We start from the raw sequence: 13,463 nt of genomic DNA on the forward strand, positions 1-13,463 counted from the left end.
GCAAAGATGTGGCCACGCCGGCCGCTTCGCGCAAGCGCCTTGCGGTCGGACGGCGCGCCGGTCTAGCACTGGCCCCGCCGAGCTAGGGGGATTGTGCCTTCGATCATTGCCGCGACGTGCGGACGGTGCGCCTGACATGGCCGCCACCGTCGCCACCGTCGCCTATCTCGGCCTCGAAGCCCGCGCGGTAGAGGTGCAGGTTCAGCTGTCGGCCGGGCTGCCGGCATTCGTCATCGTAGGCCTGCCCGACAAGGCGGTCGCCGAAAGCCGCGAACGGGTGCGCGCCGCGCTGGCCGCCATCGGCCTCGCGCTTCCGCCCAAGCGGATAACCGTCAACCTGTCGCCCGCCGACCTGCCCAAGGAGGGCTCGCATTTCGACCTGCCGATCGCCTTGTGCCTGCTGGCCGCGATCGGCGCCGCGGACGCCGAGGCGCTGTCTCATTACGTCGCGGTCGGCGAATTATCGCTGGACGGTCGGATCGCGCCGTCGCCCGGTGTCCTGCTGGCGGCGCTCCACGCGTCGGGACAGGACATGGGCCTGATCTGCCCCGCCGCGCAGGGAAGCGAGGCGGCGTGGGCGGGCGAACTCGATGTCATCGCTGCGCCCGACCTGCTGGCGCTGCTGGCGCACTTGAAAGGCAGCGCGCTGATCGCGGCGCCTGAAGCGGTCGAGGCGGAAGCACCGGTGGCGGGTCCGGACCTTGCGCATGTGAAGGGACAGGAAGTCGCCAAGCGCGCACTGGAGATTGCGGCCGCCGGCGGGCACAATCTGTTGATGAGCGGACCGCCCGGCTCGGGCAAATCGCTGCTAGCCGCCTGCCTGCCCGGCATATTGCCGCCGCTCGAGCCGTCAGAGGCGCTGGAAGTTTCGATGGTCGCGTCCGTCGCCGGCGAACTGGATGGCGGGAAGATCCGGCGCCGGCGGCCGTTTCGATCGCCGCATCACAGCGCGTCGATGCCGGCGCTGGTCGGCGGCGGCCTCAAGGTCCGGCCCGGCGAGATCAGCCTGGCACACCTCGGCGTGCTGTTCCTCGACGAACTGCCGGAATTCCAGCGGACAGTGCTCGATTCCCTGCGCCAGCCGCTGGAAACCGGTGCGGTCAGCGTCGCCCGCGCCAACACCCATGTCACTTTCCCCGCGCGGGTGCAGCTGGTGGCGGCGATGAACCCGTGCCGCTGCGGCCATCTCGGCGATCCCGCGCTGGCCTGCAGCCGGGCGCCCCGCTGCGCCGCCGATTATCAGGCGCGCGTGTCCGGCCCGTTGCTGGACCGCATCGACCTACACGTCGACGTGCAGGGCGTTTCCGCCGCCGATCTGACGCTGCCGCCGCCGGCGGAAGGCAGCGCCCAGGTCGCGGGCCGCGTCGCGGCTGCCCGCAAGCGCCAGTCGCAGCGGTTCAACGGGTCAGGCGTGCGCACCAATGCGGAGGCCGACGGCGAATTGCTCGACACGATCGCAACGCCGGACGAAGCTGGCCGCAAGCTGCTGGCCGATGCCGCGGCAGCTATGCGTTTGTCGGCGCGCGGCTACCACCGCGTGCTGCGCGTCGCGCGAACCATCGCCGACCTTGCCGGGGCGGAGCAGGTCGGGCGCATCCATATCGCCGAAGCGCTCAGCTACCGCCGCCAGGCACCGCGCAACTGAATCTTGCCAGCCGTCGGCGAGCGCCTAATCTGGCGCCGGGACAGGGGGAGATGGCAATGCGTGCGACGGGTATCTTGGCGGGCGTTCTTGCCCTCGGCTGCAGCACAACGCTCGCCGCGCAGACCGCTCCGGGCGACGGCGCGCTCGACCGATTGGCGACGCGAATGGTCGACGAAGCCATCGCTTACGATCCCAGCACCGCATATTTTGTTGGTGTGCCGCCGCGCGATAACCGGGGCTGGGCCGATTACAGTGCCGCCGGCTTCGCCGACTATCGCGCGCGCAACGACGCTTTGCTTGCCGATCTCAAGCGGCTCGACCCGGCGACCCTCTCGCAGCGCAAGCGCTTTACTTACGCGGGGATGATCGAGCGGCTGGAGGCGGAGCGGGCGATGCGCGTCTGCCGGCTCGAGCTTTGGGACGTCAATCACATGAGCGGGTGGCATCTGGTCTTGTCCGACATCGCCCGCGACCAGCCGCTCGAAACCGCAGCGCAAAGGGCGGATGCGCTGGCCCGCTGGTCGGCCCTGCCGGCGGTGGTCGACACGCAGATTGCCAACGCTCGCGCCGGGCTCGCAGCCGGCTATTCCGCGCCGCGGGCGGTGGTCGCCCGGGTCGTCAAGCAGATCGACGGGATCGCCAACGCCAAGCCGGAAGATACGCCGTTCTGGCAGCTGGTCGACCGCAGCAAGGACACGGCGTTCAAGGCTTCCATGCGTGCCATCATCGTCGACCGGTTGCAGCCCGCCTTTGCCCGCTACCACGGCTTTCTGCGCGACGAATATGCACCCCGCGCGCGTGAGGCGCTGGCGGTCAGCGCCAATCCCGACGGCCGGGCCTGCTATGCCGCATCGCTGCGCTTCTACACCACGCTGGCGCGACCGCCGGAACAGGTGTTCCAGCTTGGGCAGCAAACGGTCAGCGGCAACCTCGCAACGGTTCGGGAGCTGGGCGGCAAGAAATTCGGCAGCGACGCGCTCCCCGATATTCTGGCTGGCATCAACCAGGCCGCCGACAACAAATTCACGTCGGAACAGGACCAGATCGCCTTTTCCAGCGCAGTGGTCGACCGGGCGCGTCAGAAATCCGCCCCGGCCTTCGCGGCAATGCCGGTGCAGAGGATGGAGGTGAAGCCGTTCGAACCCTATCTTCGGGGGTCGGGAGCAAGCTCCTATTACGAACGGCAGATCGATCCGAAGAAGCTGGCCTATTACCGGATCGCCAGCGAAAAATGGCAGGAGGACACGCGCGGCGGCGCGGAAATCACGGCCGTCCACGAAGGCTATCCGGGTCATCACATGCAGGTCGCGACGGCGACAGAAGCGGCCGCGCCGGTCGATAATCTGCTGATCAACTCCGCCTACTCCGAAGGCTGGGCGCGCTATAGCGAAGCGTTGAGCGAGGAGCTTGGCATCTACCAGACCGATTATGCCTTGATGACCCGAAGGCTATGGCCGGCGCGCGGCATGGTCATCGACCCGGGCCTTCACGTGATGGGCTGGACCCGCGAACAGGCCATTGCCTTTATCCGCGAATCCGGCCGCTGGCAGGGTAGCGACGCCGACGACCTGATTGACCGGGTTGCGATCATCCCGGGCCAGCTAACCGCCTACGATTCGGGCGGGTTGGAAATCCGGGCGCTGCGCCAGCAGGCCGAGGCCGCGCTCGGCGCTTGCTTCGGCCTTCCTGAGTTTCATGCGCGGGTGCTCGAAACCGGGATCGTCCCGTTAAGTGCGCTGCGTGCCCATATCGAACAATGGGTTGCGGCCAAGTCCTGCCCGGCGGGGGCGGGGGGCGAACGCGGGCGCTAGGCGACGGCGATTTATCGGCCGCTCGTAACCGAAAATTAGCCGTGACCCCCTTAGAAGCGATTCGCGCGCAACGGCGCGTTGGATCGAAAGGGTTGAGATGTTCGTGTTCGAATCCGCGATGGCCACGCTGCGCAAATATGCCGATTTCCAGGGCCGCGCGTCGCGCCATGAATTCTGGTGCTTCTTCGCGTTCGTGATCCTTGCCAACGCCGTTGCCGGCCTGGTCGGCATGCTGTTCGGCATGGGGCCGATGCTGTCGGGCCTGGTCGGCCTGTTCCTCGTCATCCCGCAGATCGCGGTCGCGGTGCGCCGGCTGCACGATGTCGGCAAGAGCGGCCGCGAACTGGTCGTGCCGTGCGTCATCCTGGCGGTGATGCCGGTTGCCTTCGCGTTCCGCGGCATCCTGCCGCAGATCGTGGCGCTCGGCCTGCTCGGCGTCGGCCTGCTGGCCTTTGCCAACCTGCTGACGCTGTTCCTCAAGAAGGGCACCAACGTCCCCAACCGCTACGGCAAGGCGCCCGCCGCTTTCTCGTTCGCGCGCTAGTTCGGGCTGGCGGGGGAGCGGTCGCAGATCGCCGACCGCTCGGCGGCTGGCGTATCCTTGAAGCAGACCATGGAAATGGCGCGGTCTGACGCATTGTCGTCGCCCTGGTCAGGATCTGCGGGCCGCTTGTCCTGACCCGGCGGATTGGCACGCGTCGAATCGACCGCTGTGCCAAGCGCCTGTCGCAGCACCCGGGTGCTGTCCCCCTTGTCCGGCGCAATGGCCAAAGCGGGTATGGCGGGGGCGATGAGGACCGCCGCGGCGGCGAAGCTGATGATTTTGTTCATATATTAGCCAACGGACGAGGACGCTGGAATGTCCCTCGTCCCGGCATTCGACCGGCACAGTCCATGGCATTGCCCCACGTGCGGGCGGCCGCTACCTAGGCCGCCGCTGCGGGGCCCCTGTGGCGGAATGGTAGACGCGCTCGACTCAAAATCGAGTTCCTAACCGGAGTGTCCGTTCGAGTCGGACCAGGGGCACCACTGCCGTCGCCAGATCGGGTCGCGTTAACGTTTCGCGACGGCTACCCTTCGCCCGATAGCGCGGATATGGTCGCGCCATGGACGCGAAGACGAGCCGGGCCGCCAGGGCCAAAGCCAAGACGACCGAACTGGCCGAGACCGTTAGCCATGCGCACGTGCTGGCCGAAGCGTTCACCGCCAAGCGCGACCGGTTGCTGGCCGCGCTGACGCTGATCGCCGGGCTCGGCCTGATTGTCGCCTTGCCGTTCGCGCTTCGCGCCGGCGCCGAATTCTTCCTGCCGGTCACCGCCGCGCTGGTCATCGCCATCGCCCTCGTGCCGCTGCTCGAATGGTTTGAAGGGCATGGCTTGCCCTCGAAGCTGTCGGCGGGGCTGTGCATCATCGTCTTCCTCACCGTAGCGGTGTTCGCGATCGGCGCGATCGTGCTTCCGGCAATCGACTGGGTGGCGCTGATCCCCGAGCGCATCGACAAGGTGCGCGTGGCGCTCGATCCGCTGCTGGAACTGTACAAGTCGTTCGACCAGTTCGTCGAACGGATCGTGTCGCAGGTCGCGACCGCGCCGGACCGCAGCCGGACGGTGACGATCGAAACGCCCAACTCACTGTCGGGACTGCTCGCGACGTCCGCGCCGCACATCCTCATCCAGCTGTTTTTCGCACTGCTGGTGATCTTCTTTTTCCTCGCCGGGTGGAGCGCGATGCGCAAGCGCACCATCGTCAGCCGCGGCAGCTTCGAAGGCGCGCTGACGACCGCGCGGGTGATCCAGCAGGTGGTCGATTCCACCTCGACCTACATTCTCACCATCACCATCATCAACGTGGCGCTGGGCGCGCTGACCGCGCTGATCCTGTGGCAGCTGGGAATGACCTCGCCGATCATGTGGGGCGGCATCGTCGCCGTGCTCAACTTCATCCCCTACCTCGGCCCGATCGCCTCGGCGCTGCTGCTGTTCCTTGGCGGGCTGATGGTCTTTCCCGACGCCTGGGCGGCAATGCTGCCGCCGCTCGTGTTCGTCGGCCTGCACATGGTCGAAGCGAACCTTTTCACGCCGATGGTCGTGGGTGAGCGGCTGAAGATCAATCCGCTGGCGATCCTCATCTCGCTAAGCTTCTGGGCGTGGGTGTGGGGCACCACGGGCGCGCTGCTGGCGGTTCCGCTGCTGATCATCATCAAGCAGGTGTTCTCCGCCGCGGGCACGCCGGACATCGCCGGATTCCTCTTCGAGCATGGGACTTTGACCCATGTCGGGGAAGATGACGAAAATGGCGATGCGCTTGTTGACAGTGACAGGGGCGTCACCTAGGTCGCGCGCCTCATCTGAGCCCCCGCAACGTCGCGGGACCCAGAGGAAGTGCGCGGGTGTAGCTCAGTTGGTTAGAGCGCCGGCCTGTCACGCCGGAGGTCGCGGGTTCGAGCCCCGTCACTCGCGCCATTTCCAACAGCTTTTGCCTGCCATGCACATCCGCTAGGCTCGCCCGATGCGCGGCGACGAGTCAGCTTATGCGGCCCTCGGGCTGCGGCCGGGGGCCCCGCGCGCCCAGGTCGACGAAGCCTATCGCCGGCTTATCAAACAATTTCATCCGGACCGCACCGGCGGCGACGGCGGAAGAGCGGCGGAAATCAATCGCGCCTACACCTTGCTTCGCCGCGATCTTCCGGCAGCCGCGCCGTACCGGTCCGTCCCGGTCCATGTCCGGCCGATGCCAAAGCGCCGCCGACGGTCCCGCGCCGGCTGGCTGCTGATCATCGCCATCTGTGCCGGGATCGGCGTCTATGCCGCGCAGCTCGAACGGCGGGCGCCGGTGGTGCTGTCCGGCGGCTGGCCGGATGCGCCGACGCCGCTCAGGATCGGCGGCAGCTTCGACGAACCGCTGCACGGGGCGGTGGTCGACAATGCGATCCGCAACGCTTCGCAATTCCACCTGGCCGGGGACAGCGACGGCGCGGTCGAATATAGCCGCAACTGCTATCAAAAGGTCCGCGCCAAGCCGAACCTGGCGCTGTTCGATGCCTGCGCGGCGTTCGATGAATCGACCATCGTGCTTGGCGCCGACAGCCCGGATACCATGGGCCGGTTTGAAGGATCGGCCGTGCTCGGCCGCCAGCTGGCCGCGGCCAGGGCGATTTCCAACGATATGCTGGGTGCCGATTCGCGGCTCCACCAGATCCGTTCGCGGGTGGAGTTGGCCTTGTTGCCGCGGATCGACGAGGCCGCGGCGCGGCCCCCGGACTAGTCGCCGGCGGGCGTTGCGGGCGCGGTCGTGGGCGCCTTGCCCAGCGGGGTCTGCGGCGCGGTTTCCGGTCCCTTGCCGGACAGCGTCCAGCGCAGATTGTCGGACGCCGCCATCTTCTCGACATAAGGCTTGGGCGTCTGCAACTCGACGGCCTTTTCGACCGCTTCCCGAGCCTGTTCCAGCTTGAAGCGGATGACGACGCGGCCGGGCTCGGCCTTGCCCGCTTCGGCGCCCGGAATGACCTCGGCGACCTCTTCCTCAACGACCGTGGGTGCCTTGACCGGACGGGTGGCGAAAGCGGCGAGCGCGGTCGACTTCAGCACCGCGGCGCTGGCCTCCTGCTTGGCGTACTTCTGGGTGAAGGCAGGGGGTTTGCCCCAGTTACCGGCCCAGCGATAGAACAGGTGCGCGCCGATTACCGCGTTCTTGGCCAGCGTCGATGCCCAGTAAGGGACGACGTAATTGGCGTGATAATGGGTAGCGAGGCCAACCGGCGCGAAAACCGCGCCACCGAGTGCCGCCTCGGCAACCTCGCGCGACCGCTTCCAGCTGACGAGGTTCGGGCCGCGCATCAACGACCCGTCGCAGGTGAACGTGAACTGGCAGCCGGTCGTCCGGGTCGAACCCTGGTAGACCACTCCGCACACGGTCGATGGAAAGGCCGGATGGCGGACCCGGTTCAGCACTACCTGCGCAACGGCGCGCTGGCCGTCGGCGCTTTCGTTGCCAGCTTCGTAATAGACTGCCTGGGTCAGGCACTCGAGCGCCTGCGCATGGGCCGGCGTACCGGCCTTGGCGGCGGAAAAGGGCGCGGCGGCGGGGTTCGGGCCGCTGGCGAGCGCGATCTTCTGATTGATCGTGGTCGCCTCGGTCGGCGCAAGGTTGCGCACCAGCAAGGGCGGCGGGGCCGGAGCCACATGCTCGGCACGCTGCTCGGAAATGTCGCCGAACGTCGGCGTCGACCAGGCCGATCCGCCGGCGGCGACGACCAACGTCAACGCGCCGGCAGCAACCAGCTCACGCGGGTACGTCTGCCAAAGCGTCAGGGCCCTCTCGCGGGCGGTAGGAAGGGTCATTGCTGTCATAGGGGGTTCGCGCTGATATACTGGACTAATACGGTCAATTCAATGACCGTGACCTGAACGGTTAAACCATTGAATTCCTTCAGGACTTGCGAATGCGTCCAACTGCACGTCCCACGGGTCGGACGGAATTTCGGTGGCCAGCATTTCCAGTCCCCAACCGATTCCGATCAGCCGCGCGCCCGATCGTTTCACCCGCCCGAGCACGCGGTCGTAATGCCCTTTGCCGCGCCCCAGCCGCGCCCCCGTGCGGTCGATGGCAAGCAACGGAACGAGGATCAGGTCGGGGTCGACCGCCGGTGCGCTGCCCTTGGGCTGGAGGATTCCGAACGGCCCCGGGACAGCGGGATCGGCGGCAATGAACTTGAACGGCTTGGCGGGATTGGAAAAGGCGGGGAAGGCGACGATTCGCCCGACGGCGCGCGCTTCCTCCATCGCCAACAGCGGGCTGATCTCGCTGCCCATCGGCGAATAGCCGGCAACGACTCGGGCGGCGGCGCATTCGGCCGTGAGATGGCGCGCGAGTCGTTCTTCGAGCCGCGCCCGGCGCCCATCGTCGAGCGTCCGCACGAACGCCTTGCGCGCCTCCAGCGCGGCGTCGCGCAGGGCGTCCTTGGACAAAGGGGTGGAAGGTGACGGGACCACCGTGGCCGTTTGCCGGAAATCCTCTGACGCCACAAACGTCAGGTGGGAACCATGTGCACCGGACCAGGGTCCGGACAGGGACAGTCCCCTAGGATATTTAATCGCCTCAGGGATGTTCGTGGCTTCGTACCGGGCAGTACCCGTCAGCCCTTATCTAGGAGCGCGCGGCCTCGTCCTCAAGGGAGGATGCCAGCGATTCGAGTCGTTCGGCCAGGCGAGTCGCGCGGCAGGCGATCTCCGGATCCGGCGCAGCCGGTGCGCTGGGCGCCGGTTCGGACGCTACGGACGCTGTCGCGCCCTGCGGACGGTTATCGATCAACTGGTCGGCCAGCAGCAGTCCCGCGAACAGCAATTGGCGGGCTTCCGACAGGCTGCCGAGGCCGGACAGCGCTTCGCGGCTCTTGGCATCGACAAGGCGGGCGGCGGCGCGCAGCTGCTCTTCCTCGCCGTCGCGGCAACCGACCTTGTACGGCCGCCCGGCGATGATGACGTCGACTTCGGCCATTATTGCGCCGCTTCCCGGATCAACTGGTCGAGTTCCGCCACGGCGTCGCGCACCCGGGCGCGCAGTGCGTCGTCGCGGCCGCTGTCCGGCCGCCGCGCGGCGAGCGCTTGCTCGATCCGTTCCAGCGCGCGTTCGGCGCGATCCAAGGCGTGCGGCAGGCCCCCGTCTTCCATTGTCCCCGCCTAATGCAAGAGGCGCCGCCTCGGCAAGCGCCGTGGCTAGGTTGACGCCTCGCCCGTCCCCTTCCAAAGGGTCCGGCGAACGGCCCGGCGAGTCCGCCGCGCGGCCTAACCCCTGACGGAGCTCGGATGCAGCCGACCCAACGCCGACTAGCCAACGCCATTCGCGCCTTGTCGATGGACGCGGTGGAAGCCGCCAACAGCGGGCATCCGGGCATGCCGATGGGCATGGCCGACGCGGCCACCGCCTTGTTCGGCCGCTATCTGAAGTTCGACCCGGCCGATCCCAACTGGCCCGACCGCGACCGCTTTGTGCTGTCGGCCGGCCACGGTTCGATGCTGATCTATTCGCTGCTTTACCTGACCGGCTACGCCCACCCGACGATCGACGACCTGAAGAACTTCCGCCAACTTGGCAGCCCGTGCGCCGGCCACCCGGAAAATTTCGAACTGCCCGGAGTCGAAGTCACCACCGGGCCGCTTGGCCAGGGCCTTGCCATGGCGGTTGGCATGGCGATCGCGGAACGGCATCTGAACGCCATTTACGGCGACTCGCTGGTCGATCACCGCACCTATGTGATTGCCGGCGACGGCTGCCTGATGGAAGGCGTCAATCACGAAGCGGTCGGCCTGGCCGGCAACCTCGGCCTCGGCCGATTGATCGTGCTGTGGGACGACAACAAGATCACGATCGACGGGTCGACCGACCTGTCGCGCAACGAAGACGTAATGGCGCGCTTTGCCGCCTCGGCCTGGCATACGGTCGAATGCGACGGCCTCGACGCGACTAGCGTCAGCCGTGCGCTGGACGAGGCGATCGCCAACCAGCGCCCGTCGCTGATCCGTTGCAAGACGATCATCGGCTATGGCGCGCCGACCAAGCAGGGCACCGCCGGCACGCATGGCGCGCCGCTGGGCGCGGAAGAAATCGCCGCCGCCCGCAAGGAATTGGGCTGGGACTCGGCGCCATTCGAGATTCCCGACGACATCCTCGGCGCATGGCGCGACTTCGGCAAACGCGGGCAGGCCAAGCACAAGGATTGGACCGACCGCCTGGAAGCCAGCGGCAAGCGTGACGAATTCTTTGCCCGCATGGCCGGCAAGGTCGATGACAGCTGGCTTCAGCCGCATCTCGATTCGCTGATCGCCAATCCTCCCAAGGTCGCGACCCGCAAGGCGTCGGAAATGGCGCTGGAGGCGATCAACCCGGTGGTGACCGCGACTATCGGCGGGTCGGCCGACCTGACCGGGTCGAATAATACCAAGACGAAGGCGCTGCAGCCGCTGACGGCGGAAAATTACGGCGGCCGCTATGTCTATTACGGCATCCGCGAATTCGGCATGGCCGCGGCGATGAACGGCATGGCGCTGCACGGCGGCGTCATCCCTTACGGCGGCACCTTCCTCGTCTTCACCGATTATGCCCGTCCGGCGATCCGCCTTTCGGCGCTGCAGAAAGCGCGGGTCATCTACGTGATGACCCACGACAGCATCGGGCTCGGCGAAGACGGCCCGACGCACCAGCCGATCGAACATCTGCAAAGCCTGCGCGCGATGCCGGGGCTGGAAGTGTATCGCCCCGCCGACGCGGTTGAAACGGCCGAATGCTGGGCGCTGGCGCTGGCCAGCGAACAGCCCGGCGTGCTCGCGCTCACTCGCCAGAACGTACCGGCGATCCGCACCGAGGCCGCCGGCGAGAATTTGTGCGCTCGCGGCGCCTATCGCATCAAGCCGGCCGAAGCGGACCGCAAGGTCATCTTCCTCGCCACCGGTTCGGAAGTCGAAATCGCGCTCGGCGCGGCGCAGAAGCTTGAAGCCGAGGGCATCGGCGCCGATGTCGTGTCCGTGCCCTGCACCGAACGCTTCGACGCACAGCCGGACAGCTATCGCGAAGACATCCTGCCCGACGTGTCCAACCGGGACATCCTGCGGGTGTCGGTCGAGGCGGGCACCACGTTCGGCTGGGAACGCTACACCGGGCTGCACGGGCTGAAGATCGGTATCGACCGCTTCGGCGTGTCGTCGCCCGCGCCCGACGCCTACGAATTTTTCGGACTGACGCCCGACGCCATCGCCGCGCGGGTGCTCGACCATCTGCAAAAGAGGGACATGCGATGACCAAAGTTGCAATCAACGGCTTCGGCCGCATCGGCCGGCTGGTCGCCCGCGCCATTCTCGAACGCCCCGATTGCGGGCTCGAACTGGTCGCGATCAACGATCTTGCCGACGCGAAGTCGAACGCCATGCTGTTCAAGCGCGACAGCGTGCACGGGCCTTTCCCGGGCGAAGTCAGCGCCGACGGCAACGACCTGATCATCAACGGCAAGCGTATCCACGTCACCGCCGAGCGCGACCCCGCCAAGCTGCCGCACGCGGCCAACGGCGTTGAGATCGCGCTCGAATGCACCGGCTTCTTCACCGACAAGGAAGGTGGTCAGAAGCATATCGACGCCGGCGCGAAGCGCGTGCTCATCTCCGCCCCAGCAAAGGGCGCGGACCTGACGGTCGTCTACGGCGTCAATCACGACAAGCTGACCGCCGATCACAAGATTGTGTCCAACGCGTCGTGTACCACCAACTGCCTGGCGCCGGTGGCCAAGGTGCTCAACGACACGATCGGCATTGAACGCGGGCTGATGACCACCATCCACGCCTACACCAACGACCAGAAGATCCTTGACCAGATCCACCCCGACATGCGCCGCGCGCGCGCTGCCGCGATGTCGATCATCCCGACCACCACGGGCGCCGCTCGAGCCGTTGGCGAAGTGCTTCCCGAATTGAAGGGCAAGCTGGACGGATCGGCGATCCGCGTGCCGACCCCCAATGTCAGTCTGGTCGACCTGACCTTCACGCCGAAGAAGGATACCACCGTCGAGGAAGTGAACGGCGTGCTCAAGTCGGCCAGCGAAAGCGGTCCGCTCGCGGGCATCCTCGCCTTCACCGACGAGCCGCTGGTCTCGATTGACCTCAACCACAATCCGGCCAGCTCGACCGTCGACAGCCTCGAAACGGCGGTGCTTGAAGGCAAGCTGGTTCGTGTCGTCAGCTGGTACGACAATGAATGGGGCTTCTCGAACCGGATGGTCGATACCGCGGGCGCGATGGCTAAGCTCGGCTGAGCATGGCCGCGTTCAAGACCCTCGACGACCTGCCAGCGGACCTGACCGGCAAGAAGGTATTGGTCCGCGTCGATCTCAACGTGCCGATGGACGGCGCGTCGGTCGCCGACGACACGCGGTTGCGCGCAGTCCTGCCAACGGTGCTCGACCTTAGCGGGCGAGGCGCGATCGTCCTGCTCCTGTCACACTTTGGCCGGCCCAGGGGCCATAATCGTCCCGACATGTCGACCGCGCAGCTGGTGCTGCCGATGACCCGGCTGACCGGCCGGTCGGTGCGCTTCATCGAGGATTGCCAGGGCCCGGAGGCGCAGCGCGGCATCGCCACCATGCTGCCGGGCAATATCGGCATCCTTGAAAACACCCGCTTCCACGACGGCGAGGAAGCGAACGACCCCGACCTGGCGCGGGGCATGGCGGCGCTGGGCGACTATTTCGTCAATGATGCTTTCTCGGCCGCGCACCGCGCGCATGCCTCGACCGAAGGCGTCGCGCACCTGCTGCCCAGCTTTGCCGGCCGGGCGATGGAGGCGGAGCTGAAGGCGCTGGAACGCGCGCTCGGCAATCCCGAACGGCCGGTCGCGGCTGTGGTTGGCGGCGCCAAGGTGTCGACCAAGCTGGCCGTGCTTGGCCACCTCGTCGACAAGGTCGATCAACTGATCATCGGCGGGGGCATGGCCAACACGTTCCTTGCGGCGCGCGATGTCGCCATCGGCAAGTCGCTGGCGGAACGCGACCTGACCAGCGAAGCCAATGCGATCATGGAAAGGGCCGACGCGGCGGGCTGCACCGTGCATCTTCCGTACGACGTTGTCGTGGCCAAGGAATTCGCCGCCAATCCGCCCAGCGCCCGCACCTGCAACGTCCACGAGGTCGCCGCCGACGAGATGATCCTCGACGTCGGCCCGGCCGCGGTCGAGGCGTTGTCGGACGCGCTCAAGACCTGCCGCACGTTGGTGTGGAACGGCCCGCTGGGTGCGTTCGAAACCCCGCCGTTCCAGGAAGCGACCGTCGTGCTGGCGCGGACCGCCGCAGCGCTGACTCAGGACGGCAGCCTGGTCTCGGTCGCCGGTGGCGGGGACACTGTCGCCGCCCTCAACGCAGCCGGCGTGACCGGCGACTTCACTTTCGTCTCCACCGCCGGTGGAGCCTTTCTCGAATGGATGGAAGGGCGCACGCTGCCAGGCGTCGCCGCCCTCGAACAGCGATAGGA

Annotated in this window: 13 protein-coding genes and 2 tRNA genes; 10 read left to right on the forward strand and 5 right to left on the reverse strand. The window is 67.1% G+C overall.

Annotated elements, in window-relative coordinates:
- Positions 1–136: 136 nt before the first annotated feature.
- The 3 genes from H8M03_RS00695 (at position 137) to H8M03_RS00705 (ending at position 4,000) form a co-directional block, all read left to right on the forward strand.
- Positions 137–1,645: a YifB family Mg chelatase-like AAA ATPase gene (locus tag H8M03_RS00695; RefSeq protein WP_187479876.1), complete on the forward strand. Its 1,509-nt coding sequence runs from the start codon at positions 137–139 to the stop codon at positions 1,643–1,645.
- 56 nt (positions 1,646–1,701) lie between these two features.
- Positions 1,702–3,456, forward strand: coding sequence for a DUF885 domain-containing protein (locus H8M03_RS00700; protein WP_187479877.1), 1,755 nt, complete (start codon positions 1,702–1,704; stop codon positions 3,454–3,456).
- Between the two features lie 97 nt (positions 3,457–3,553).
- Positions 3,554–4,000 (forward strand): DUF805 domain-containing protein, encoded by a 447-nt coding sequence (locus H8M03_RS00705; RefSeq protein ID WP_187479878.1) that lies wholly within the window; start codon positions 3,554–3,556, stop codon positions 3,998–4,000.
- On the opposite strand, the gene H8M03_RS00710 is transcribed toward H8M03_RS00705, so the two are convergent.
- Positions 3,997–4,287, reverse strand: coding sequence for a hypothetical protein (locus tag H8M03_RS00710; protein WP_187479879.1), 291 nt, complete (start codon positions 4,285–4,287; stop codon positions 3,997–3,999). The two genes, H8M03_RS00705 and H8M03_RS00710, sit on opposite strands and share 4 nt — an antisense overlap.
- A gap of 113 nt (positions 4,288–4,400) precedes the next feature.
- Between H8M03_RS00710 and H8M03_RS00715 the strand changes: the two genes are divergently transcribed.
- From H8M03_RS00715 to H8M03_RS00730, 4 genes are all read left to right on the forward strand, one after another.
- Positions 4,401–4,485 (forward strand) — tRNA-Leu (locus H8M03_RS00715).
- A gap of 77 nt (positions 4,486–4,562) precedes the next feature.
- Positions 4,563–5,789, forward strand: coding sequence for an AI-2E family transporter (locus H8M03_RS00720; protein ID WP_187479880.1), 1,227 nt, complete (start codon positions 4,563–4,565; stop codon positions 5,787–5,789).
- A gap of 52 nt (positions 5,790–5,841) precedes the next feature.
- Positions 5,842–5,918: transfer RNA gene (locus tag H8M03_RS00725), tRNA-Asp, on the forward strand.
- A 46-nt stretch (positions 5,919–5,964) separates the two neighbouring features.
- Positions 5,965–6,720 (forward strand): J domain-containing protein, encoded by a 756-nt coding sequence (locus H8M03_RS00730; protein ID WP_187479881.1) that lies wholly within the window; start codon positions 5,965–5,967, stop codon positions 6,718–6,720.
- Here H8M03_RS00730 and H8M03_RS00735 read toward each other — a convergent pair.
- From H8M03_RS00735 to H8M03_RS00750, 4 genes are all read right to left on the reverse strand, one after another.
- Complete coding sequence (locus H8M03_RS00735; protein WP_246448952.1) at positions 6,717–7,805, reverse strand: cell wall hydrolase; 1,089 nt, start codon at positions 7,803–7,805, stop codon at positions 6,717–6,719. The two genes, H8M03_RS00730 and H8M03_RS00735, sit on opposite strands and share 4 nt — an antisense overlap.
- A gap of 39 nt (positions 7,806–7,844) precedes the next feature.
- Positions 7,845–8,423, reverse strand: a complete 579-nt coding sequence (locus H8M03_RS00740; protein ID WP_187479882.1) for a 5-formyltetrahydrofolate cyclo-ligase — start codon at positions 8,421–8,423, stop codon at positions 7,845–7,847.
- 178 nt (positions 8,424–8,601) lie between these two features.
- A complete protein-coding gene (locus H8M03_RS00745) occupies positions 8,602–8,952 on the reverse strand; it encodes a cell division protein ZapA (protein ID WP_187479883.1) in 351 nt (116 codons plus the stop codon).
- Positions 8,952–9,125 (reverse strand): hypothetical protein, encoded by a 174-nt coding sequence (locus H8M03_RS00750; RefSeq protein WP_187479884.1) that lies wholly within the window; start codon positions 9,123–9,125, stop codon positions 8,952–8,954. The genes H8M03_RS00745 and H8M03_RS00750 overlap by 1 nt, the downstream gene beginning before the upstream one ends.
- 135 nt (positions 9,126–9,260) lie before the next feature.
- On the opposite strand from H8M03_RS00750, the gene tkt reads away from it, so the two are divergent.
- From tkt to H8M03_RS00765, 3 genes are read left to right on the forward strand one after another with little or no spacing between them, the layout of a single operon-like run.
- Positions 9,261–11,249, forward strand: a complete 1,989-nt coding sequence (gene tkt / locus H8M03_RS00755; protein WP_187479885.1) for a transketolase — start codon at positions 9,261–9,263, stop codon at positions 11,247–11,249.
- Positions 11,246–12,253, forward strand: coding sequence for a type I glyceraldehyde-3-phosphate dehydrogenase (gene gap, locus H8M03_RS00760; RefSeq protein WP_187479886.1), 1,008 nt, complete (start codon positions 11,246–11,248; stop codon positions 12,251–12,253). Before tkt ends, gap begins: the two co-directional genes overlap by 4 nt.
- A 2-nt stretch (positions 12,254–12,255) precedes the next feature.
- Positions 12,256–13,461, forward strand: coding sequence for a phosphoglycerate kinase (locus H8M03_RS00765; protein WP_187479887.1), 1,206 nt, complete (start codon positions 12,256–12,258; stop codon positions 13,459–13,461).
- Positions 13,462–13,463: the final 2 nt, after the last annotated feature.

Source organism: Sphingomonas sabuli (genome assembly GCF_014352855.1).
Lineage (GTDB): Bacteria > Pseudomonadota > Alphaproteobacteria > Sphingomonadales > Sphingomonadaceae > Sphingomicrobium > Sphingomicrobium sabuli.

Excerpts from the sequence above, each read along its gene's own strand:
- H8M03_RS00695 (WP_187479876.1), top strand. The coding sequence starts at position 137 with ATGGCCGCCACCGTCGCCACCGTCGCCTATCTCGGCCTCGAAGCCCGC.
- H8M03_RS00700 (WP_187479877.1), top strand. The coding sequence starts at position 1,702 with ATGCGTGCGACGGGTATCTTGGCGGGCGTTCTTGCCCTCGGCTGCAGC.
- H8M03_RS00705 (WP_187479878.1), top strand. The coding sequence starts at position 3,554 with ATGTTCGTGTTCGAATCCGCGATGGCCACGCTGCGCAAATATGCCGAT.
- H8M03_RS00710 (WP_187479879.1), bottom strand. The coding sequence starts at position 4,287 with ATGAACAAAATCATCAGCTTCGCCGCCGCGGCGGTCCTCATCGCCCCC.
- H8M03_RS00720 (WP_187479880.1), top strand. The coding sequence starts at position 4,563 with ATGGACGCGAAGACGAGCCGGGCCGCCAGGGCCAAAGCCAAGACGACC.
- H8M03_RS00730 (WP_187479881.1), top strand. The coding sequence starts at position 5,965 with ATGCGCGGCGACGAGTCAGCTTATGCGGCCCTCGGGCTGCGGCCGGGG.
- H8M03_RS00735 (WP_246448952.1), bottom strand. The coding sequence starts at position 7,805 with ATGACAGCAATGACCCTTCCTACCGCCCGCGAGAGGGCCCTGACGCTT.
- H8M03_RS00745 (WP_187479883.1), bottom strand. The coding sequence starts at position 8,952 with ATGGCCGAAGTCGACGTCATCATCGCCGGGCGGCCGTACAAGGTCGGT.
- H8M03_RS00750 (WP_187479884.1), bottom strand. The coding sequence starts at position 9,125 with ATGGAAGACGGGGGCCTGCCGCACGCCTTGGATCGCGCCGAACGCGCG.
- tkt (WP_187479885.1), top strand. The coding sequence starts at position 9,261 with ATGCAGCCGACCCAACGCCGACTAGCCAACGCCATTCGCGCCTTGTCG.
- gap (WP_187479886.1), top strand. The coding sequence starts at position 11,246 with ATGACCAAAGTTGCAATCAACGGCTTCGGCCGCATCGGCCGGCTGGTC.
- H8M03_RS00765 (WP_187479887.1), top strand. The coding sequence starts at position 12,256 with ATGGCCGCGTTCAAGACCCTCGACGACCTGCCAGCGGACCTGACCGGC.